This window comes from Slackia heliotrinireducens DSM 20476 (assembly GCF_000023885.1).
GTDB classification, from domain to species: domain Bacteria; phylum Actinomycetota; class Coriobacteriia; order Coriobacteriales; family Eggerthellaceae; genus Slackia; species Slackia heliotrinireducens.
In genome coordinates, this window is the sequence record NC_013165.1 from 1,054,251 (window position 1) to 1,076,219 (window position 21,969).

Sequence of the window (21,969 nt, forward strand, 5' to 3'; positions counted from 1 at the left end):
CCCCCTAATAACGGTTGCGTGACTTCAGGGCACGCTCGATTTCCCGTTTTGTATCGCGTTCTGCCATGCTGGCTCGCTTGTCGTGCAGCTTCTTGCCGCGGGCGACTGCAAGCTCGACCTTGACCAGGCCGTTCGGCGAAAAATAGATGTTGAGCGGAACCAGTGCGAGGCCTTTCTCTTTGGCCTTGGAGTCCAAATAGCGAATCTGCCTGCGATGAAGCAGCAGTTTGCGCTTGCGGTCGGGATCGACGTTGAAGTAGCTGCCGTTGGAATACGGCGCGATGTGCAGACCGTGCAGCCATACTTCGCCATGGCGGACCAACGCGTAGCAGTCCGTGAGCTGGCAGTTGTTCTCACGCAGCGAACGAACCTCGGTGCCCGTCAGCACGATGCCGGCCTCGAAGGTCTCGACGATCTCGTAATCGTGCAACGCACGGCGGTTTTTGGCGATCTGTTTCTTGTCCTGGGCCACGCGAGTCCAACGCCTTTCCGATTTCCAGAGCGGTTCCAATCTCAAATATTATACAGGTTGCAGTCGCGTGTTCCTACGGGCTTGCGCTCGGTCACGGAAATGAAACACGCCTAGCCATACGGTCTGCGGCGAACCGCTCGGTGTTATCCCCATTCGCAACGCCTGGGAGCGCGAGGCTAGGACCAGCCCCTATGGGGAATAGACGCTATCGGGCCGGATTCGCGCGAGTCCAGTCCGAAATGCGCTATGCTGGCATGCATGAACATGACTTCCGCATCAAACATACGCTATGGTTCGCAGTCGTGGGACAATGCGCCCATCGGCGTGTTCGACTCCGGCTACGGCGGGCTGACCTGCGCCCGCGAGATTGCAGAGCTCATGCCCAACGAATCCATCGTCTACTTCGGCGACACGGCGCGCTGCCCCTACGGTCCGCGCGACCAGGCCGAGGTCGACTTGTTCGTCCAGCAGATCGGCGCCTGGCTTATGGACAAAGGCGTGAAGATGCTGGTCATAGCCTGCAACACGGCCACAGCCGCAGGTCTTGAGCACGCCCAACAGACGTTTTCGGTTCCCATCCTGGGAGCCGTGGAACCCGGAGCCCGCGCCGCCGCCCGCACCACGAAGAACCGCAAGGTGGGCGTCATCGGCACGAAGGGCACCATCGAAAGCGGCTGCTACCCGCGGGCCATCCGCAACATCGATGCCGGCATCACGGTGTTCAGCACCGCCACGCCTCGGTTCGTGGAGATCGTCGAGAACGGCATCCGTCTGGCCAAAGGCCCCTTCGAGGATTTGACCAGCTCTGTGTCGAAGGTCTATATCCGCCCGGAATTCCGCACCATCGCCATCGAGTACCTGGAGCCTTTGCGCCGTTGCGAAATCGATACGCTGGTGCTGGCATGCACGCATTACCCCATGCTGAAAGCCCTGATCGGCGGTGTCATCGGCACGAATGTGCGGCTGGTTTCGTCGGCCGAAGAGCTGGCCAAGGACGTGCACGACGTGCTGTCTATGCGCGGGCAGCTGGCCGATCCCAACCATGTAGGGGAGCACCGCTTCTTCACCACGTCGACCGATGTGGACGAGTTCCAGGCCTTCGGGTCCCGCGTGTTCAACCGTCAGATCGAACGGCCTTCCTACGTTTCCCTCTCCGAGCTGGAAGGGTAGCGCCGTCGAATTCCAACAATTTCCAATGGGAAGGAGCCCCATGTTTGCAACCCGTGTCGACAACCGTGCCGACCGAGCCATTCGTCCCGTCACCTTGGAACGGGGCGTCATGAAGAACGCTACCGGCAGCTGCCTCGTGAAATTCGGGGACACCCACGTGCTTTGCGCGGCCACCATCGAGGAGCGCGTGCCCGGCTGGCGCAAGAACTCTGGCCTCGGCTGGGTGACGGCCGAATACGCCATGCTTCCCGCATCCACATCGAAGCGGACGCCCCGCGAATACAAGGGTCGAAAGGGCCGCAGCCAGGAGATCGAACGCCTGATCGGACGAAGCCTGCGCAACGTGTGCGACATGGGCGCCATGGGCGGCGAGGTTCTCATGACCGTGGACTGCGACGTTCTGCAGGCCGACGGCGGCACTCGGACCGCATCCATCACGGGTGCATGGGTGGCGGCCTACGACGCCTTCGAGATGTGGCGGAAATCGGGCAAATGCAAGCGCAATCCGCTGTTCGGGCAGGTCGCGGCCATAAGCGTCGGCATGGTGGGCGGAAGGCTTCTGCTCGATCTGGATTATCGGGAGGATTCCAAGGCCGAAATCGACATGAACGTGGTGATGAACGCCAAAGGCGAGTTCATCGAGATCCAAGGCACCGGCGAGCAGGCTCCCTTCGGGAAGGCGACGCTTGATGACATGCTGTCCATGGCGCAATCCGGCATCGAAGAGCTGTTGGCGCTGCAGCGCGCAGCCGTCCAGCTGTAGGGGAGGTTCCGTATGAAAAAGGTCGTTATCGCAACCAACAACGCCCACAAAGTGGAAGAGATCAGCACGGCGCTGGACTTCGAGGGTTGGGAGTTTCTGAAGCTGAGCCAAGTCGATCCGTACGAGGAGCCGGAAGAGGACGCCGACACCTTCGAGGGCAACGCGCTCATCAAGGCGCGGGCGGCCCACGAGCACACGGGTCTGGCGGCACTGGCCGACGATTCGGGCCTGGTGGTGGATGCCTTGGGCGGCGCGCCCGGGGTGTTTTCCGCCCGTTACGCCGGTGTGCACGGCGACGACGAAGCCAACAACGCGAAGGTCTTGGCCGAGCTGGAAGGCGTGCCAGACGAGGAGCGCACGGCGCGGTTCGCCTGCTGCATCGCGTTCGTGGATGAGGACGGCACCGAGATCACAGCCACGGGCACCATCGAAGGCCGCATCGCCCACGGGCTTGCGGGCGACGGCGGGTTCGGCTACGACCCCATGTTCCTGCCCGACCATTTCAACGGGGAGAAAACGTTAGCCCAGGTCACGCAGGATGAGAAGAACGCCATATCGCACCGCGGCAATGCGTTGCGGGCTCTTAAGGAGAAGCTCGCCTAAGTGGTGCGGCGCTGCGATTCGTCGGCGTTTTGTGCAGGCGGCGGTTTTCGGGGCAACGTGTTCTTGATGATGCCCTGTGGTTTGGTATAATATCCAATCGCTGTCGCGAGGCAGGACCCGGGACGTGGCGCAGTTTGGTAGCGCGCTTGCTTTGGGAGCAAGATGTCGCAGGTTCGAATCCTGTCGTCCCGACCATTTGCGGGTGTAGTTCAATGGTAGAACTCCAGCCTTCCAAGCTGATAACGCGGGTTCGATTCCCGTCACCCGCTCCAGAAATTAGGAGCGCTGACCAGTTGGTCAGCGCTTTTTTCATGTTTCAGCCCCGATTCTTCAGATCGTCAGTTCTTGCGGTTCGTGAAGATGCTGACTATTTCGACATGGTGGGTCTGGGGGAACATGTCCACCGGCGTGGCCTTGACCAGTTCGAACCCTTGATCTTCAAGTCGCTTGACGTCGCGGGCCCACGTGGCGGGGTCGCAGCTCACATAGGCGAGTCGACGGGGACCGGCCGCGGCTATGGCAGGAATGATCGTCGCGTCCAAACCGGCGCGGGGCGGGTCCACCAGCAACGCGTCCAGATGTCCCAAGCCCGGCAACTCGCGGGCGGCATCGCCGCCGATGACGTCGATGTAGAGCCCCTCTTCCTCGGTGATGCGACGCAGGTCGCGCACGCTGGAGCCGTAGCTTTCGACCGCCATGACTTCGGCGCCGGTCTTCGCCATGGGGATGGTGAAGGTGCCCACGCCGCAGTACAGGTCGGCTACCACTGAGCCTTCGTCGATTTCGAGCCCGTCCAGGGCCAGTTCCACCAGGGTTTCGGCCTGCTCGGTGTTCACCTGGAAGAACGACGGGGCGCTCACCTTGAACGGCTGGCCTGCGACACGTTCCTTCCAATATCCGTCGCCTGCTAGCAGCTCGACGCCTTTGAGCTTGCGGGCCTTCTTCCCTTCGCCTGTCATGACACGAACGATGCTCGTACACTTCATGGCGTTGCCCAGAGTTTTGGCCACGGTCGCTCTGGGGAAGGGACCGGGGGTGGTCCAGAGCGCGATCTCGGTGGATCGGGTGCGGGCCGACTGCCTGACGCCGACGCGGTAGATGCCCAGGTCGTTCGAACCGCTCAGGTAACGCAGGGCTCCCTTGAGGGCTTTAGGCGTCTTGCTGAGCGGACCTTGGGCCAAAGGACACGAGTCGACGGGCAGCACATCGTCGGATCCTCGGCGGTGCAGCCCCATGAGAAAACCACGTTTCGGGTCGATTTGGCACCCGAATTCAAGCTTGTTTCGGTATCCGAACTGCTTGGGGGAGGGTTTGCATTCCGCAACGATGGCCTCGGCCCGGTCGGGGTCGAAGTGTGCGGTGCGCTGCAGCTGGGAAACCACGTTGGCGCGCTTTTCGACGAGCTGCCAATCGTAGGCAACGTGCTGCCAGCCGCACCCTCCGCATACGGATGCCAAGGGGCATTTCGGGGTGACGCGATGTTCGGAAAGGGACACGATTTCCTTAATTGAACAGGTAAGATAGTTACCGTTGTCCTTCTCGACCGCAACCTCGAGGACGTCGCCGGGGCAGGCGCCGTCGACGAATGCGGCGCGGCCGTCGGACAGGTGTCCGATTCCCGCGTCGCCGTAAAGAAGGCGTTCGATGGTTATTTGTTCAGACATGGCCCCTCGTTTCATTTGGAAAAGGTTTGGTCTATAATACCAGTCGCCGTGCCCTTGTAGCTCAGGGGATAGAGCGTCTGCCTCCGGAGCAGAAAGCCGCAGGTTCGAATCCTGTCAAGGGCACCATCTGAGCATACCGACGTTCGCCGCCTTCAGGCGGCGTTCGCTTTTTGGGCCATATCCGGCAAACACAGATGCAGTCTTGTCGGTTGGCGTGCAATCTGGAGCGTTTAGGTTTTTACAGCCTCGCTCACAGCTCTCGATTGCGGTTGCAAACGAATAGCGGGATCGTTTCGGGCCCGTTTTTGGCGGGAGGAGGCGGTTGCGGGCGCAGGTCTTCGGGGCGAACGCATGAAGAGGATCGTGTTTCCGTTCGAACGAATAAGGCTGCGCTTCGGATGCCCTCGGCGGCGGACATTTCTTCTCGATTGGGTAGATTTGGAGGCAGAAACGTGGAATGGCCGTGTTATCCGTCCCTCCATAAAGCAACTATTCGCTGAATATTCAAGGAATTTCGCATAGGAAATGAATAACCTGATAAACTGACTGACGTATGAGTTTTTACCGCCTGTTCCTAAACGCCACAGGTTCACACGACAAAAAGGAGCGAGACATGGCACTCTACACACCGGCATACAAACCGAATGGTAATGAAATTGCGGTCATCAAGACCTCCAAAGGCACTATCCGCTGCCAGCTGGCGGGCAACGACGCCCCCATCCATGTTGGCAACTTCGTCGAACTGGCCCAGAAGGGCTTCTACGACAATCTGAAGTTCCATCGTTACGTCCCGAACTTCGTCATCCAGGGTGGATGCCCCAATACTCGCGACATGACTCCCCAGCAGGTCGCTTCCGGCATGCCCGGCCCCTCTGGCAGGCCCGGCACCGGCAATCCCGGATACAGCATCCATGAGGAGTACACCACCAACCCCAACAACAGCCACGAGGACGGCGCGCTGGCCATGGCCCGCTCGCAGATGCCCAACTCCGCAGGTTCCCAGTTCTACCTGTGCCTGGGTGCCCAGCATTTCCTGGATCCCAACTACACCGTGTTCGGGCAGACCATCGAAGGCAAGGACGTCATCGGCACGCTGCGTGCAGGCGACGTCATCGAGACGATTGAAATTGAAAACGCGAATTAAAGACCGACGTCACGTCATGTCTGTTTCGTTGTAAGGAAGTAACCGTTTATGGAAAATACCTACATCGATCAAGCGAAGGCCGCTTACGCCTCCCATGATTTTGCAGGCGCCATCGAAGCGTATACGCAATGCCTGCAGGACGAGGAGGTCGAAAAGGCCCCCGGTGATACCGGGTTCCTGTACCACCAGATTGGCAACAGCTATTTGCAGATGCGGGATTTCGAATCCGCCATCGGCGCGTACAGCCAGGCCGTCGCCGACAGCGCGTACGACGCCTGCGGCGCGGTCAACTGCAACATGGGCAAGGCCTATGCGGCTCTGAAGGATTATGAGAACGCAGTAGCCTGCTTCGAAATCGCCACGTCCGACGCGAAGTACGCGTCCCGCTACAAGGCCCATCTGGGCATGGGCAATGCTCTGCTGCAGCTGGGGAAGAACGCCGAAGCCGGCGCCGCTTTCCGCGAGGCCGCTCTGGACCCTGCCAATCCCGACCCCACGAAGGCCCTGCTCAACCTGGGCGTGTGCTTCATGGCTCTCGACCGTCCCCAGGCGGCCGTCCAGTCCTATGAGAGCGCGCTGCAGTTCGACATGGACCCCGCAATGCGCAACAAGATGCAAGCCAACCTGGGCCAGGCCTATGTCGCCTGCGGCCAGATGCAGAAGGCCATGAACGCCTTCGAAGCCGCCCTTGCCGACAAGACGTACTTCCTGACCGGTTCGGCCAGCGTCGACTACAGCAAGGCCGCCACGGCAGTCGCAACGGGCACCGCATCCATCGCGCCTGTCGACGTTCCCCAGTCCGACATAGGGCTGCAGGATATGACCGGCCTTGACGTCGCCGCCGATGGCATGCCCATCGACACCGACATGCAGTATGTGGATGATCCTACGCACTATCCGGCAGACCACTACGGCTATGAGGTCGACGACGGCTACGCCTCCGGCGACGACCGCTTCTTCAACGCGACGGACGAGGAGCTTGAAAGCTACTCCAAGAATATCGCCCGCCAGGACCGCAAGCGTCGCAACGTGGGTTTGAAGATCCTCGTGTTCTTCTTCGTGCTGCTGCTGGCCGCCGCTGCTGCAGGCGTGTACCTGTACACCCAGGGCTACGGCTATCCTCAGCAGCAGGACGTCGTTGCCGACCTGTTCGCCAACACCGACAACGCCGCCGAATACTTCGTCGACGGCCTGGCCGATGCCGATATCGCCGAAATCATGAACGAGGTTGTCCAGGACGACAGCATCACCATCGACGGCGTCGACAGGTCCATGTCCACCTCTACGGTGTATGTGACTGCAAGCACCTCCGAGGGCGGGGATGTCAACTACAAGGTCAGCCTTGCGCGCGACATGATTGGCTGGAAGGTTTCTGACGTCGAGCTGTTCTTCCCGTCCGAAGAGCAGTCTGAATAAAGCGGATTTCAGGGCCGAACCGCGGCCTTCAGATAGCGAAAGGAACAAGGAATGGCAATCGAAAAGACCTACTCCATGCTCAAGCCCGATGCGGTGCGCAACCACCACATCGGAGAGATTATCGCGCGCATCGAGCGTGCCGGGCTGACCATCGAACGCATGGTTCTGGAACCGGTCACTCCTGAACAGGCGGCTGCGAACTATGCCGAGCATGAAGGCAAGCCCTTTTATGATGGGTTGATCGCTTACATCACCAGCGGTCCCGTGGTCAAGATGGTTGTTTCCGGCGAAGGCGCCGTCAAGAAGATGCGCACGCTGATGGGACCCACCAACCCGGCCGAAGCCGCCCCCGGAACCATCCGCGGCGATTTCGGCCTGATCATGGATGAGAACGTCATCCATGGTTCCGACTCCGTGGCTTCCGCCGAGCGTGAGATCAACATCTTCTTCGGCGAATAACCGACACGTCATATCGAAACGAAACGAGCCCGCACCTGCGGGCTCGTTTTACGTTGCGCGTCAATCGGGGGTTAGCTGCGCAAAGGGTTTTGGAGCGGTTCGGCGGCGCTACGCCATGCGGCGAAGCTGCTGCTGGTTGATCTGTTCTTCCAAAGACGAATGAACGATGTTGGTGAAATGCTTCATGTCCTCGAGGATGTCCTCGTCATCGGATGTGGAAAGCTTCGTGATGATGTATGTGATGATGGCGCCCGAGTAGAACTCCGCCAGAAACCGGATGCTGGATTCGGAAAGCCAGCGGTTGCTCAGGATGAAGCGGATGTCGTCTTCCAGTGCGGGCGTGTACAGGTTGATGAGGTACGTCCGCAGGCTGTCGGGTTCGTTGGACCTCAAGGCTCTCCTATAGTAGGTCTTGCGCTCCTGAAGGACATCGGCGAACGCACGCAGAAACTCCGACGAGTCGAGTGAACGCACGCCCGTCTTGAGCCGCACGTAGTAGGGGAGGTCCGGCATGGACTCTTCGGTCATGGGCTCGAAAACCAACTGGGATTCTTCGAATCGGTCGCGCAGCATGCGCGCCAGATCGCTGCGGAAGATCCAGCGAATGAGGTGCGTCTTGCTCTCAAAATGATAGTAGAACGTTTTGCGGTTCTTTTGGGATGCGGCAACGATGTCCGAAACAGAGATTTTGTCAAAGGGCAGATTTTCGGACAATTCTACAAAAGTGTCCCCAAGAAGCATCATTGTGTCGATGGATCCCATGCGCCGACCTCCAATCTGTTTCAGCCATTCTTTCCAATACGCTTGATTGAACTCGGATTATCACTGATGTGTCAACCAGTATCATACGCGCTTTTGCTACGGATATGAAGATTAGCACAACAGATATTCAATTCTGACCCCTAAGCGGATGGCCTAGCAAAACCCCTGATAGACTACTAAAAAGCCCTGTTAAAGCAGTAAAAAGGCAAGAAACTCCGATACTTTACCATTGATATATATGAAGTGGTTATGAATGGTTGATATGGCCACAAATCGGTACAAAATTGAGAAGTTGACCATCCCTAAATGATATGGAGCGACGTAAAGTCTTAGCTGTCATATGGAAGGCGTAGCTTCCGTACCAAAGGACTCAATATAAGGAGGACGTAATGGATTTCGCATTGACCGACGAGCAAGAGCTGTTGCTGGAAAGCGTACGTGAATTCTGCGAGCGTTACTTTACCGAAGACGTCATCAAGGAAATGTACGAGAAGGGCGATATGCCTGACGAAATCGCTCTGGCCTATGCAGAGAACGGCTTCGGCTTGATGGGCATCCCCGAGGAATACGGCGGAATCCCTTGCGACAAGGTCACTCTGGGCCTCATGATCGAAGAGCTCTACCGTTCCTCCGGCTGCATGCACATCCTGTACCAGAACTCCCTGTCGATGTTCGACATCATGGAGTTCGGCACCGAAGAGCAGAAGCAGCAGGCTGTCGAACACTACATGGAGACCGGCTGGCCCATCGCTTCTCTGTCCATCTCCGAGCCGGGCGCAGGCTCCGACAACGGCTCCATGACCTGCACCGCTGTGAAGCAGGAGGATGGCACCTATCGTCTGAACGGTCAGAAGACCTGGGTTACCATGGGCGCCAAGCTTCCGTACACCATCGTGGTCGCCAAGGACGAGGACCCCTCTCGCGAGAACCGCAACATGAGCCTTTGGTACATCAACATGGACCGCGAGGGCGTTTCCACCGCTCCGCTGCATAAGATTGGCCAGCAGTGCATTCCGTTCTGTGAGGTCTACCTGGACAACGTCGTCGTTACCGAGGAAGACCGCATGGGCGAGCCGGGCAAGGGCTTCATGATGCTGATGAAGAACTTCGAGGTCGAGCGTGCCTTCATCGTCGCCGAGCAGGTCGGTCTGGCTCAGGCGGCTCTGGAAGACGCCACCAAGTACGCTAACCAGCGCATCGCCTTCGGCAAGCCGATCGCCCGTCAGGAAATCATCATGGAGTACCTGACCGACATGGAGATCGCCGTCCAGAACACCCGTAACATGCTGTACAAGACCCTCTGGCAGCTCGACAACGGCATCCCCGTGCAGCTGGAATCCGCCCTGCTCAAGCGCTACGGCTGCTCCGAGTGCTTCAAGGTCGCCGACAAGGCCCTGGGCATCTACGCCGGCCTCGGCTACACCACCGAAGTCCGCATCGGCCGCATCTGGGCCGACCTGCGCGGCAACATGTTCGGCGGCGGTACGCACGAGATCATGGCCTACATCGCCGGCCGTCAGGTCGCCAAGAAGTACGCCGACAAGTAGTCAGGCGCCTTCCATCCGGCATGCCGCCGACGAAGGCGGCCATGCAATGGCATGCAACATCCGGCGTCGGCGCTGCATCCGCAGCACACAGCCGACGCCGGTTTCAAGCAAACGTTATCCCGATGGAAACATTTGCCAACAGCGCCAAGCAAGCACCCGCAAGTCGTGTTCGCATCGTAGCCCAGCCAAGCAAAAGCCAGGTGCTGGGCAGGCGCAGACAGAACAGGTTTCAACGGATCCGAAAGGAAAGGAACGTAATGAAGATCGCAGTTGCAATCAAGGTCGTTCCGGACGACCAGGACATCCAGGTCGCAGCCGATGGCTCGCTGGATTACTCCAAGGCTAAGAACAAGGTCTCCGAATACGACAGGAACGCCATCGAGGCTGCAGCCCAGCTCGCAGCCGCTGCCGGCGACTCCAAGGTTTACGTCGTTACCGTGGGTGGCAAGGGTATCGATGACTCCAAGACCAAGAAGGACATCCTGGCCCGTGGCGCCGACGAACTGTTCATGATCGCCGACGACGCCGCTGCCGACCTGGACGCCAACGCAACCGCTGCCGCCCTGGCCGACCTGGTCGCCAAGGTTGGCGACGTGGACGTCATCGTCTGCGGCGACGGTTCCGCCGACAACTACGCCCAGCAGGTCGACGTTCAGCTGGCCGCCAAGCTCGGTCTGCCTTCCGTAAACGGTGCGACCAAGATCACCCCGGCCGCTGGTTCGCTCACCGTCGTGCGCGCTCTCGAGGACGCGGTCGAGACCGTCGAGATCCCGACCCCCTGCGTCGTCGCCGTGGCTCCCGACATCGCCGTGCCCCGCATTGCCGGCATGAAGGACATCCTCGCTGCTGGCAAGAAGCCGATGGACGTCTCCGGTGCCGCCAGCGCTTACACCAACACCCTGGAAGTCGTCGACTGCAAGGCTCCCGAGCAGGCTGCTCGCGCTTGCGAGATCGTCGACGCCGGTGATGAAGCCACTGCCAAGATCGTTGCCGCCATCAAGGCTGCGCTGTAAAGAAAGGGTAGCAAGACAATGAAGGCATTTGTTATTGCAGAACATTCTGACGCGGCTGCCCAGCTCGCCGCTGGCGCCCGTACCGTGGCCGACGAAGTCGCCGTTGCCGTGATCAACGCCGAGGTGCCCGCAGGCATCGCCGACGCCGCCTACCATGTGGCCGTTCCCGAAGGCGCCATCGCTGACGACGCCTATGGTGCCATCGCCACCGTTCTCGACGCTGACGTCGTCATCGCCGAGCCCACCCGTCACGTCAAGTCCGTCGTCGGTCGTCTGGCCGCCGCCAAGGGCGCTGCCGTGATCACCGACTGCCTGTCCATCGCCGACGGCGCTGCTGTCAGCATGTACTTCGGCGGTGTTGGCCAGATCACCCGCAAGGCCAAGGGCACTGCATTCTACACCGTGGCTCCCTCCGTGTTCGGCGATGCTGCCGCATCCGGTTCCAACGGTGCTGCCGAGGAACTGGCATGGGTCGCTCCGGCCAACGCTGCCAAGCTGGTCGCCTCCGAGCCGGTCGTCAAGTCCGGCGTCGATTTGACCAAGGCCGATGTCGTCGTGGCCTGCGGCCGCGGCTTCGTGGGCAAGACCGGTCTGAACACCGAGCTCATCGGCGTCGCCGAGCAGATCGCTGCCAAGACCAACGGCGGCGTGGGTTGCTCCCGTCCGCTGGCTGAGGGCGTCGAAGGCTCTGACTTCGATTCCTACATCGGCGTTTCCGGTCTGCAGCTGACCCCGAAGGTCTACATCTGCGCCGGCATCTCCGGTCAGATGCAGCATATGGTCGGTTGCAACCGTTCCGGCGTGATCATCGCCATCAACAAGGACAAGAACGCTCCTATCTTCAAGCAGTGCGACCTGGGCGTCGTGGGCTCCGTCGAGGATGTCCTGCCTGCTCTGGCAGCTGCGCTGTAAGCACTTCTCCACTGAAGCGGCGAGGGCTGTCTCCGCGCCGCTTCAGTGGCTCTTTTTGTCCATCAACAAGCTTTACTGTTGGGCGAGATTGAGCACCTTCGCGTCTGTCGTACCTTTTTCGTGTGATGCAACGAGCTGGTTCGCATGGCATGATGGTTCGTGCATAGGATACGGTTTTCCTATGGGCAGACGCAAAGGACTCATGCGGTTTTTCAAATGGGGGATACGACGTCTGGATTGGTGCCGTCCTTCGGTTTCAAAAAGCCGTTTCGGCCGTAGGCTATGTGGTAAGGGGGTTGGGTTCGCTCTGGAAACCCTGCGGGTTCCCAAGGCAAATCGCAACCGCATACGTTGGCGTGACAACGCCTGATTACGACAAAGAAAGGATGTGGCACCATGGCTGATTTTGAGCCTGATTTCGATGCGATCGTCGTCGGCGCAGGCCTAGCCGGCTCCGTGGCCGCATACGAACTCGCGAAGGCGGGCAAATCCGTCCTCGTCGTAGAACGCGGCAACTTTGCAGGCGCCAAAAACATGACCGGCGGGCGCATCTACGCCCACTCGCTGCACAGCGTGTTCCCGGACATGGACTTCTCGGAGCTTCCATTCGAGCGCAAGGTTTCGCATGAGCGCATCTCGCTGATGGCTCCGGATTCCAACTTCACCATCGACTTCACCTCCGAGGACCTGACCAAGGATGGTCAGGAGTCCTACACCATCCTGCGCGCCGTGTTCGACCCGTGGTTGGCCGAGCAGGCTGAGAACGAAGGTGCCGAAATCATCTGCGGCATTCCCGTGGAAGACCTCCTCAAGGACGAGGACGGCTCCGTCACCGGCACTGCTGGCAAAATCTACGGCGTGCGTGCGGGCGAAGACGAAATGACCGCATCCGTGGTCATCCTCGCAGATGGCGTCAACTCCCTGCTGACCGAGAAGGCCGTCGGCTACAAGCGCCCCGAAGCCAAGTTCATGGCTGTCGGCGTCAAAGAGGTCTACGAGCTTTCCGAGCAGCGCATCAACGACCTGTTCCAGGTTGCTGACGGCGAAGGTGCTGCATGGCTGTTTGCTGGCGATGTCACCCATGGCCTGTTCGGCGGCGGCATCATCTACACCAACAAGGATTCCATCTCCATCGGCATCGTCGCAGGCATCGAAGCCATCGCGAACGGCGCCACGCGTCCTGTTTACCAGATGCTCGAGGATCTGAAGGCCCATCCGGCCGTGGCTCCTGTCCTGAAGGACGCCAAGATGGTAGAGCACTCCGGCCACATGGTTCCCGAAGGCGGCATCAACATGATGCCCGAGCTGACCGGCGACGGCGTCATCGTCGCTGGCGACGCGGCCATGATGTGTGTCAACCTGGGCTACACCGTGCGCGGCATGGACTACGCCGTGGCCGCCGGCCAGTACGCCGGCCAGGCCGCTGTGGAGGCCCTTGATGCTGGCGACACGTCCAAGAGCGGCCTTGCCGGTTATGTGAACCGCCTGAACAACTCCTTCGTCCTGAAGGACCTCAACCAGTTCAAGCTGGTCCCCGGATTCATGGAGGGCTTCGACCGCATGTTCTGCGGCTATCCCGAGATGATTCGCGACATGATGAACAAGATGTTCGTCATTGATGGAACGCCTGTTCAGCCCATGAAGAAGACCATGATGCCTATCGTGAAGGAAGTGGGCTTCATGAACCTCTTCAAGGATGTGAGAGGAGCAATGAAGGCCCTATGAGCAACATCGAGATCGAGGTGAACGTTGACGAGTACCTGTCGCTGAACAAGTACGAGGTCGACGAGGAGAACGCACACATCGAAGTGGACCTTGAGGGTTCCGATGCGGAATTCGACAAGCTGATTCGCGTGTGCCCTGCGGCGCTGTACAAGCGCGATGAGGACGGCAACAAGTCCTTCGACTATGCCGGCTGCCTGGAGTGCGGCACCTGCCGTATCGCCTGCGGCGACACCATCATCAAGAAATGGGTCTACCCCGGCCCCACCATGGGTGTCGAGTATCGCTTCGGATAATGGGATAAACGGCGCATAGTATTTGATGCTCAACTTGCGAGGATGCTCTACAATGAAGCGGGGCATCCTCGTTTTGCGTATATGGGGCGAAAGATTGGTCCCGTATGCGGGTTCGAGGATAAGAGAGAAAAAATGACGGAAAGGCCATGCCATGTACGATGGTCTAAGCAGAGATGAGCAAAGGCTGCTCAATCACGTTCGGGAGTACGGAGAGAAGTACTTCACCCCGGCGTCCATTTCGAAATGGCGCAAAGATCAGGGATTGCCGGACGAGGTGGTCAAAGCTTTTGTGGATTTGGACTTCAACGGGTTCGGGGTCATCCATCGAAGGAACCACAGGACCTACGACCTGTTCGCACAAGTGCTGGTCATCGAGGAGCTGAGCCGTATTTCCGGAGCCTGCCTGCCGTTCCAGAACGATCTTCTGCAGCTGCAGATCCTGGAGGCGTTCGCCAGCTCGGCACAGACATCGCCGTTCCGCACCGAATACCAGGACACAGGACGTCTGTCCTATGCTCTGGCCATCTCTGAGCCTGAGGCCGGCTCTGACACCCGCAGCATGCGCACGCACGTGACGCGTGAAGGCGATACGCTGGTCATGAACGGAACGAAGATGTTCGTGAACAACGGGGAATACGCTCCTGCGCTGCTCGTGTCGGCTTATGACAAGACCGGAGACGACGGCGAGCCGGAATTCTCGTTTTGGATGGTCCCTCGTTCCGCCGCGGGCATCTATGCATACCCGGAACAGAAAATCGGCCAATCCATGCTTCCGTTCGCCACCGTCAGGTTCGACAACGTCGAGGTTAAGGAATCATGGCGGCTTAAGGGCTCTTCCAAGGGCTTCTCCCAGCTGTACAGCCTTCTGGAGTACGGACGCGTGTTCACGTGCGCAGCGGCCCTCGGAGAGGCTCAGGCGGCCATGGAGGACGCCGTTGCGTGGGCCCGCGGACGCGAGGCCTTCGGACAGCGCATAGCGGATCTTCAGCAGGTCCAGATGAAGCTGACTGAGATGGAGGTCAAGCTGACCAACATGCGCAATCTGGTTTACGGGGCCGCGCGGGAATACGACAGGGGAGAGCATAAGCGCCTGAGCGTCGCCCTGATGAAATACTACGTGCCCAAGGCGGCGACCGAGGTGGCAAGCGATGCCATGCAGATTCTGGGCGGCCGCGGATACATTCAGGAGAACAGGGTTTCTTCCATCTGGCAGGACTGCCGCGGCTACCAGTTTGCCGACGGTACCGACGAGGTCATGGTCGTCATCGCTGCACCGCTCATTCTGGAGCAATACAAGGCCTCGAAAAACAATCGATAACGGCGTTTCGCACCGCAATACGAAAGCCCCGCTGCTCGCACTTGCGCAGCGGGGCTTATTCTGTGTCGCGTTGACCTCACCATAACAGAAAGAAGACCGCCGGCAAAGGCGGTCTTCTTCGCTTTTGAAGCTAAGGTGTCCTGATGGGACGTCTGAGTATAACTTAGAAGTTGTACTTGACGACGCCGCCGAACTTCTGGCACTCGCGAGCGATGGTGATCTTCTGAACGTTGGGAGCACCTTCCTCGAGCCACATGGCGCGGCAGTCACGATACAGACGCTCGGTCGGGCCGTAGGGGCTGTCCTCGAAGTAGCCGTCGCCACCGAAGATCTCCAGCATCTCGTCGGAGACTTCCTTGACGGTCTCGATGGAGACCAGCTTGCAGATGGCGGCCTTCTCGGTGACGTACTCGTTGTACGGATCGATGTCGTAGTCGCGAGCGAAGTCGTAGATGGCGCAACGCAGGGTGTGGATGTGAGCCTGCATGCGGGCGATCTTCTCTTTGATCATCTGGCGAGAAGCGATCGGCTTGCCGAAGGTGATGCGGTCATTGGCGCGCTTGAGGGTGATCTCGAGCATACGCTGAGCCATACCGAGGTTGGACATGGCGATGTGGACGCGGGAGACGGAGAGGGAGTGGATGGCGACTTCCATGCCCTGGCCCTCTTCGCCGAGCAGGTAGATGGGCTCGAGTTCAACGTTGTTGAACTTCAGGCCTGCATGGCCGGCGCCGCGGCAGCCCATCATGTGGGGCATTTCGACGATTTCGAAGCCAGGAGCATCGTTGGGAACGAAGAATGCGGACAGGCGGGAATCCTTGTCGCTTTCGGGGTCGGTCACAGCGATGACGTAGGTGAAGTCAGAGCAGTCGGTGTGGGAGATGAGCCACTTCTCGCCGTTGAGGACGTAGTTGCCCTTCTCGTTCTTCAGAGCGGTGGTGTGAAGGTCAGCACCGGTGCCGCCAGTCTGCTCGGTGATGGCGAAGTTGCAGTAGATGGTCTTGTCCTGGAACTTGTCCATGTACTTGGCCTTGAGCTCCGGTTTGCCGTAGTCGTCAAGGATGCGCCAGTTCATGTCAGCGGCATGATGGAGATGCATGCGCATTCCGCCAGGGCCACGGGAGAACTCTTCCTGGACGCGCAGGATCTCGAGCTCGTTGAGGTTCCATCCACCGTACTCTGCGGGCAGGTAGAAGCGGTACAGATCGTTCTTGATGGCGAGATCATAGAACTCCTGCGGGAACACGTTGGTGACTTCGACCTCCTTCTGAATCTCCTCAAAAGGACCTTCCACCAGTTCGCGGATCTGCTTGAGGTAAGCCTCAAACTGCTCGTCGGTGATAGTCGCGTTCGGATTCATTAAAACCTCCTTCAGTAGGTAATCCGTAGAGCCCCGTTCAGCAGAACTCTTTCATGTCTGTCATTATGGGGGCCTGACCTCGGAATATCCAATTAGAGTCACCATGGCAATATCGTGTAACCTATCAGAACGGCTCATAATAAACGGAAATTATGGATAGCATGTATACCTATCGTGGCAACTTGTGAATAACACCACACTATTGCAAGATTGACCCTGTACCGACGTTCGGATTTTCAGTTTTATAAGCATTGACGATATTTCAGCTGAAAAGTGTCTCGGAGGTAACATCAATGAGCATGAACCTTTCGCAGCTTTATTATTTTCGGAAACTTGCGGAACTTCAGCACTACACGAAGGCGGCGAAAGAGCTCTACATCACCCAGCCTGCTCTGTCCGATGCCATCAAGTCTTTGGAGAAGGAGCTGGGCGTTCCTCTGTTCCAGCGCAAAGGCCGCAACGTGTGCCTTACCAAATATGGAAAAGAGTTCGCGGTCTACGTAAACGATGCCTTGCGCGAGCTGGATAAGGGCATCGCCGTCATGAAGGAGTACACGGGCAGCCTGTCCGGCCGCATCAACATCGGCGGCATCTACACCATCACCGGCGACTATCTGCCGGCTTTGCTGCGTTCCTACCATGCCGAATACGGCGACGCCGTGAAGTTCGTGGTTTCCCAGGGCGTCACGTTAGAGCTTATCGAGGACTTGAAGAACGACAAATACGACGTGGTGTTCTCGGCGTTTAAGGACAACGAGCCTACGCTGCGATTCTTCCCGGTTGTGGCCCATCAGCTGGTCGCCTGTGTGAAAGCGGACCACCCCTTGGCCGAGCGCAAGTCCATTCGAATGGATGACCTGCGCAAATGCGGGTTCGAAATCTACACCTACCGCACCGACATCCCCATCGGAGCCGAGGTTGCGGCCGTGACTGACGAATACGGCATCAAGACGCATCAGCGCTTCGACGACGAGATCACCCTGTGCGGCATGGTGTCCAACGAGCGAGACGATTCCGTGGGCCTGCTCACGTACACCATCGGCATGAAGCCCTTCACAGACCTGGTCATCATTCCCATCGACGACCGCGACGTGCCGGTGGACTTCCACCGCATGTACATGGTGTACAAGAAGGACGAGTTCAAGAACCGCGCCTTGGAAAGCTTCATCGACCTTGCGAAGGAGTTCGTGCCTCCTGAGGGTACGCTTCCCACCTGCAAAGTGGTTCGCGAGAACGCCGAGTAAAACCCTTACGGTATACGAAAGCCGCCCGATCGGGCGGCTTTTTTCGTCGGATGAGGAATGTTTCGTGCGGCTTCGAGCGTTATTTCTCCAGCTTCAGCAGGCTGATGCGGGTCATGGGCTTGCGGACGATGCCCAGACCCTTGATGTGGTAGTAGATGACGAAGCCGCTCTTGCACCGGAAGGCGCATTCCTCGCAGGGCTGCTTGTTGCAGTAGACGTAGGCGTCCTCCCGGGCCAGTGCGAAATACAGGGGAGGGAACTTCTTCGGCAGGACGTATTTCATCTGCATGCCAGTGAAGGTTTTCAGGGCGACCCAGTCCACCTGGTACAGGTCCTTGTTCTTGATGGTCCAATCCACAACGATGCAGTTGTTGTTGAAGCCGCCGTCGATGCGGTAGTCGAGCTCGACGCCTTCGGGCAGGTCGTCTTCGGTCAGGATCTGCTGCCGCTCGGGCAGGCCGCCGTCCTCTTCGCCCAGATACATGTAAGGCATCTCGGCGACGACGGTGGAGCCGGATCCCGAGTAGAAGATGTCGTTGGCTCCGCCGAACCCGACGGTCACATCGCCGTTGGCATCTTGGTAGAACGGCAGGTCGTTGTCGCTGATGCGCGGCTTGAATCCGTTGCGGGTGCGGGTGATGCTGAACTCGCGTTTCTCGGCCACGATGTACCCCCTTTAAGCATGCGGTCGGCGCTGATGGCCGACCGTCGTTCATTCTATTCTTCGGGAAGCCCCATGCGGCGCTTCAGAATGCGGAGCAATTCGTTGCGACGCACTTTGCCCGTGGGCGTGCGGGGAATCTCGTCGATCAGTTCCAGACGCTCGGGCCACAGGCGCTTGGAGACTCCTTTTTCGCGCAGGTGTTCCAAAAGGTCCGCCAGCTCGGGCGTGTGTTCCAGATGGGCCGCCGGCACGGCGAACAGGCAGATGCGTTCGCCCATGCGGTCGTCGGGCGCGCCGATGGTGGCTTGGTCGACGATGTCCGCCCAGTCCATGACGTTGTCGTCCACTTCAAGAGCGGAGATGTTCTCGCCGCCGCGAATGATAATCTCTTTCTTGCGGCCGTTGATGCGGATGCGGCCTTCTTCATCCATGTAGCACAGGTCGCCGCTGTAGAACCAGCCGTCATCGTCGAGCGCCTTGTTCGTTTCCTCCGGGTTGTTGAGGTAGCCCACGAACATGTGGGGACCGCGGCTGATCTCTTCGCCCTGCACGCCGCAGGGGACGGGCTTGCGGTTCTCATCTACAACGCCGACTTCGATTCCCTCCAAAGCCACACCCGACCAGGCTCCGTTCCATTCGGTGCACTTCTCAGGCGGCACGTAGGCGTGCGGGCAGCTTTCCGTGGAGCCGTAGCACTCGCAAAGCAGGATGTTGTGCCGTTTGGCGCGCTCGATGAGGCGGCTGGGCAGAGGAGCGCCGCCGCTCAGGAATAGTTTGAGCGTGGGCACATGGCTGTGCGCGGCCTCGAGCTCGGTCAGGATATCCATGATGAAGGGCGTGGCGCCCATGGACCAGGTGACCTTCTCTTTGTTGATGATGCGGATGGCGGTGGATGCCTTGAACCGCTCTTCCAGAACGGTGGTCTGTCCCAGCAGCATAGGCGAGATCAAACCGTGGAAGAATCCGGTAGCGTGGTTGAGCGGGGACGGCATAAACATGATGTCGTCGCTGGTCAGGTGCAACCCGCCAGTGAATGCGCGCTCCGAGAACAGGATGTTGTTATGGGTGAGGAGCGCTTGTTTGGGCTTGCCGGTCGTGCCGCTTGTGGACAGGATGCAAGCCACGCTGTCAGAGGACGCATTCGGGAATTCTGACAGCGGCTCATAGGTTTCGATGACTTTGGCATAGGTCATCAGGTCGGAGTTTGCCGGCTTCCCGTTCTTGTCGAAAAGCAGCACTCGGGAAGCGTCCAGGGTGTCGACGCGCTCGATGCACTCCAGGGCCATGGGCTCGTGGTCTATCGAACGTTCGTAGGTGGGGCAGATGAACGCGCGCGATCCGACCAGGTTCATGACGTAGACCAGATCCTCCACGCTGAAGTTGCGCGGCAGCGGATGCATGACGGCGCCGGCTTTGGTGATGCCCAGGTAGAAGATGCAGAATTCCGCCCAGGTAGGGAACTGGAAGGTGACGATGTCGCCGACTTCGACGCCCGCATCGACGAGCCATGCCGCGACGCGTGAGGAAAGTTCATCGCATTCCGCATAGGTGTATGAAGCGCCGAGGTCGTCCTTGACGTAGGTCTTATCGGCGAATGCCTTGCACTGGCGAGCCCATACGTCTGCGATGGTGTCTTCGGTCCAGTAGCCTTTTTCGTAGTACTGTTTCTTGGCTTCTTCGTTGATCTTCAAATCAGTGATCATGGCGCGTGCTTCCCTCTTGGCTCGGTGGTGCTGGGGTTAAAGAAAGGGCAGGCTGAGCCACCTGCCCTTTCTTTTTGCTCATTTGGGATCGGGTGTGCCCGTTGGAACTTAGATGAGCTCGTCCAGGCTGGTAGCGCCCTTGATGGAACCGTCGGCCAGAGCGGCAGCGATCTGCTCGTCGGTGTAGCCGAGCTCCTTCATGACGGCCTCGGTGTCTTCGCCGAGCTTGCCGGTGGGCTCGAAGGGAGCCATGTCGTTGATCTCGAACTGAACCGGGATCGTGGGGCACCAACGGCCGCCCTTGGGATAGGGGACCTGCTTGATGTACTCGTTCTCGATGGCGTTCTGGTCTTCGTAGATGTCCGTCGGGGTCTGAGCAGGCTCGCAGGGCATGTCGTTCTCTTTGAACATCTTGAGCAGCTCGTCGCGGGTGAACTGAGCGAAGCCCTCGTCCAGGATGCGGACGACCTGAGGAGCCAGGCCCTTGCCGTTGACGGTGAAGATGTCGGCCATATCGGTGTCTTCCAACAGGTCTTCACGATGGATGAGCTTCAGGACGCGCGGCCAGTCGCGGTTGTACTCGGGGAGGCACAGGACGACCCACTTGCCGTCGCCGGAGCGGAAGACGTTGTTCAGCGGGTTGTTGACCTCGAGGCGGCTCTTGGGGTAGGGGTTGCCGTACTGGGCGGAAACCATGCCCGTGGACAGGGCGTAGATGCCGGCGTGCTGCAGAGCGCAGGTGACGTAGTCGCCTTCGCCGGTGGTCTCGCGGCCGATGACGGCAGCCAGGATGCCTGCGGCCAGGAACATGGAGGCCTGGAAGTCACCGTAGCCGTTGGTGGGGATCATAGGGAAGGAGTCCTTGTCGACGGTGGTGCCGAAGACGCCGCCGCGGCCCATGTAGCAGGTGACGTCGAAGCCGGCAGCATCCTTCTCGGCGCCGACCTTGCCGTAGCCCAGGCCGTGGCCCATGATCAGGCGAGGATACTTGGCATGCAGGCTTTCCCAGTCGAGGCCCATCTTGCGCAGGGACTTGGTGCGGTTGTTGGTGATGAAGATGTCAGCGTCAGCGAGCAGCTTGTTGAACGCCTCAAGGCCGGTTTCGGACTTCAGGTTCAAGCTGATGCAGCGCTTGTGCATGTTTGCCATGTCGAAGGCGAGGTTTTCGTCGTCGGCCATCGGCATGCCGTAAACGGGAGCCTGGTTGACGCGGGTAGGGTCGCCCTTGGCGGCTTCGACCTTGATGACCTCGGCGCCCATTTCACCGAGCACGCGGCCGGTCGTGGGGGTGGCGAGGAAGGTGGTAAGATCGACGACCTTAAGACCCTTGAGTGGTTGCATAGTCTGACCTCCTTGGTTTCCGCTTCAGCGGAACCTCGTAATGGGTGGATATAGAAAAACCACTTACGACCTGCAAGCGGTCATTCTCCGGATGGAAACGAAACGGTGTGCCTTCGGGTAATCTCGGAATAGGTTTCAGACGGATCGACGGTGGGTCTTCCCAGGGCCGACCACCTTTCTTGTCTTTATTATGGTGGACGTGTGAAGAGGTGTCTAATCGTTGCTTTGAGGTATCTTCAGGCCTATTCATAGGCTCGATTTATGGTTGGCCAAACAATGCGATTCTGTGCTGTTCATCTGCGGTTATATGCATTGCGACAACCAGGGGGAGAAGGGTGTGGGGCGAAGGTTCCAACCGGGGCTGCGGGGCCGGAAAAAAGAAGAACCCGGCCCTCT

20 protein-coding genes and 3 tRNA genes are annotated in these 21,969 nt (G+C 59.1%); 16 read left to right on the top strand and 7 right to left on the bottom strand.

The features are described 5' to 3' along the window. Window positions 1-4: 4 nt before the first annotated feature. Window positions 5-472 carry an SsrA-binding protein SmpB gene (gene smpB / locus SHEL_RS04455; protein WP_012798058.1) on the bottom strand — a complete coding sequence of 156 codons (468 nt, stop codon included), beginning with the start codon at window positions 470-472 and terminating at the stop codon, window positions 5-7. Window positions 473-736: 264 nt separating this feature from the next. On the opposite strand from smpB, the gene murI reads away from it, so the two are divergent. The 5 genes from murI to SHEL_RS04480 all read left to right on the top strand — a co-directional run bounded on the left by murI (window position 737) and on the right by SHEL_RS04480 (window position 3,280). After that, window positions 737-1,642 carry a glutamate racemase gene (murI, locus tag SHEL_RS04460; protein ID WP_174259103.1) on the top strand — a complete coding sequence of 302 codons (906 nt, stop codon included), beginning with the start codon at window positions 737-739 and terminating at the stop codon, window positions 1,640-1,642. 40 nt (window positions 1,643-1,682) lie between these two features. Continuing rightward, complete coding sequence (gene rph / locus SHEL_RS04465; RefSeq protein ID WP_012798060.1) at window positions 1,683-2,405, top strand: ribonuclease PH; 723 nt, start codon at window positions 1,683-1,685, stop codon at window positions 2,403-2,405. A gap of 12 nt (window positions 2,406-2,417) precedes the next feature. Next, window positions 2,418-3,008: an RdgB/HAM1 family non-canonical purine NTP pyrophosphatase gene (gene rdgB, locus SHEL_RS04470; RefSeq protein WP_012798061.1), complete on the top strand. Its 591-nt coding sequence runs from the start codon at window positions 2,418-2,420 to the stop codon at window positions 3,006-3,008. 118 nt (window positions 3,009-3,126) lie between these two features. Next, window positions 3,127-3,203, top strand: a tRNA-Pro gene (locus SHEL_RS04475). Between the two features lie 3 nt (window positions 3,204-3,206). Beyond that, window positions 3,207-3,280: transfer RNA gene (locus tag SHEL_RS04480), tRNA-Gly, on the top strand. Between the two features lie 66 nt (window positions 3,281-3,346). Here the strand turns inward: SHEL_RS04480 and rlmD are convergent. Next, complete coding sequence (rlmD, locus tag SHEL_RS04485; protein ID WP_012798062.1) at window positions 3,347-4,672, bottom strand: 23S rRNA (uracil(1939)-C(5))-methyltransferase RlmD; 1,326 nt, start codon at window positions 4,670-4,672, stop codon at window positions 3,347-3,349. A gap of 50 nt (window positions 4,673-4,722) precedes the next feature. Here rlmD and SHEL_RS04490 point away from each other — a divergent pair. From SHEL_RS04490 to ndk, 4 genes are all read left to right on the top strand, one after another. After that, window positions 4,723-4,798: transfer RNA gene (locus tag SHEL_RS04490), tRNA-Arg, on the top strand. 487 nt (window positions 4,799-5,285) lie between these two features. Next, complete coding sequence (locus tag SHEL_RS04495; RefSeq protein WP_012798063.1) at window positions 5,286-5,816, top strand: peptidylprolyl isomerase; 531 nt, start codon at window positions 5,286-5,288, stop codon at window positions 5,814-5,816. A gap of 48 nt (window positions 5,817-5,864) precedes the next feature. Then, on the top strand, window positions 5,865-7,232 hold the full coding sequence (locus SHEL_RS04500; RefSeq protein WP_012798064.1) for a tetratricopeptide repeat protein: 1,368 nt from the start codon (window positions 5,865-5,867) through the stop codon (window positions 7,230-7,232). A 51-nt stretch (window positions 7,233-7,283) separates the two neighbouring features. Then, window positions 7,284-7,691 carry a nucleoside-diphosphate kinase gene (gene ndk, locus SHEL_RS04505; RefSeq protein ID WP_012798065.1) on the top strand — a complete coding sequence of 136 codons (408 nt, stop codon included), beginning with the start codon at window positions 7,284-7,286 and terminating at the stop codon, window positions 7,689-7,691. Window positions 7,692-7,799: 108 nt separating this feature from the next. Here ndk and SHEL_RS04510 read toward each other — a convergent pair whose 3' ends face one another. Further along, window positions 7,800-8,453 carry a TetR/AcrR family transcriptional regulator C-terminal domain-containing protein gene (locus SHEL_RS04510; protein WP_012798066.1) on the bottom strand — a complete coding sequence of 218 codons (654 nt, stop codon included), beginning with the start codon at window positions 8,451-8,453 and terminating at the stop codon, window positions 7,800-7,802. A 389-nt stretch (window positions 8,454-8,842) separates the two neighbouring features. On the opposite strand from SHEL_RS04510, the gene SHEL_RS04515 reads away from it, so the two are divergent. The 6 genes from SHEL_RS04515 to SHEL_RS04540 all read left to right on the top strand — a co-directional run bounded on the left by SHEL_RS04515 (window position 8,843) and on the right by SHEL_RS04540 (window position 15,261). Further along, window positions 8,843-10,000 (top strand): acyl-CoA dehydrogenase family protein, encoded by a 1,158-nt coding sequence (locus SHEL_RS04515; protein ID WP_012798067.1) that lies wholly within the window; start codon window positions 8,843-8,845, stop codon window positions 9,998-10,000. Window positions 10,001-10,257: 257 nt separating this feature from the next. After that, complete coding sequence (locus SHEL_RS04520) at window positions 10,258-11,013, top strand: adenine nucleotide alpha hydrolase family protein (protein WP_012798068.1); 756 nt, start codon at window positions 10,258-10,260, stop codon at window positions 11,011-11,013. A gap of 18 nt (window positions 11,014-11,031) precedes the next feature. Further along, a complete protein-coding gene (locus SHEL_RS04525) occupies window positions 11,032-11,925 on the top strand; it encodes an electron transfer flavoprotein subunit alpha/FixB family protein (protein WP_012798069.1) in 894 nt (297 codons plus the stop codon). 396 nt (window positions 11,926-12,321) lie between these two features. Further along, window positions 12,322-13,650 (top strand): FAD-dependent oxidoreductase, encoded by a 1,329-nt coding sequence (locus SHEL_RS04530; protein ID WP_012798070.1) that lies wholly within the window; start codon window positions 12,322-12,324, stop codon window positions 13,648-13,650. Further along, window positions 13,647-13,943 (top strand): ferredoxin family protein, encoded by a 297-nt coding sequence (locus SHEL_RS04535; protein ID WP_012798071.1) that lies wholly within the window; start codon window positions 13,647-13,649, stop codon window positions 13,941-13,943. Before SHEL_RS04530 ends, SHEL_RS04535 begins: the two co-directional genes overlap by 4 nt. Before the next feature lie 151 nt (window positions 13,944-14,094). Continuing rightward, on the top strand, window positions 14,095-15,261 hold the full coding sequence (locus SHEL_RS04540; protein WP_012798072.1) for an acyl-CoA dehydrogenase family protein: 1,167 nt from the start codon (window positions 14,095-14,097) through the stop codon (window positions 15,259-15,261). Window positions 15,262-15,424: 163 nt separating this feature from the next. Here SHEL_RS04540 and SHEL_RS04545 read toward each other — a convergent pair whose 3' ends face one another. Next, a complete protein-coding gene (locus SHEL_RS04545) occupies window positions 15,425-16,621 on the bottom strand; it encodes an acyl-CoA dehydrogenase family protein (protein WP_012798073.1) in 1,197 nt (398 codons plus the stop codon). A 293-nt stretch (window positions 16,622-16,914) separates the two neighbouring features. On the opposite strand from SHEL_RS04545, the gene SHEL_RS04550 reads away from it, so the two are divergent. After that, the gene (locus SHEL_RS04550) at window positions 16,915-17,865 is read left to right on the top strand and encodes a LysR family transcriptional regulator (protein WP_012798074.1); all 951 of its coding nucleotides are present in this window, start codon (window positions 16,915-16,917) and stop codon (window positions 17,863-17,865) included. Window positions 17,866-17,944: 79 nt separating this feature from the next. Here the strand turns inward: SHEL_RS04550 and SHEL_RS04555 are convergent, their stop codons facing one another. From SHEL_RS04555 to SHEL_RS04565, 3 genes are all read right to left on the bottom strand, one after another. Next, complete coding sequence (locus tag SHEL_RS04555) at window positions 17,945-18,529, bottom strand: hypothetical protein (protein ID WP_012798075.1); 585 nt, start codon at window positions 18,527-18,529, stop codon at window positions 17,945-17,947. Window positions 18,530-18,582: 53 nt separating this feature from the next. Then, window positions 18,583-20,232 carry a medium-chain fatty-acid--CoA ligase gene (gene fadK / locus SHEL_RS04560; protein ID WP_012798076.1) on the bottom strand — a complete coding sequence of 550 codons (1,650 nt, stop codon included), beginning with the start codon at window positions 20,230-20,232 and terminating at the stop codon, window positions 18,583-18,585. Between the two features lie 108 nt (window positions 20,233-20,340). Then, the gene (locus SHEL_RS04565) at window positions 20,341-21,573 is read right to left on the bottom strand and encodes a CaiB/BaiF CoA transferase family protein (RefSeq protein ID WP_012798077.1); all 1,233 of its coding nucleotides are present in this window, start codon (window positions 21,571-21,573) and stop codon (window positions 20,341-20,343) included. Window positions 21,574-21,969: the final 396 nt, after the last annotated feature.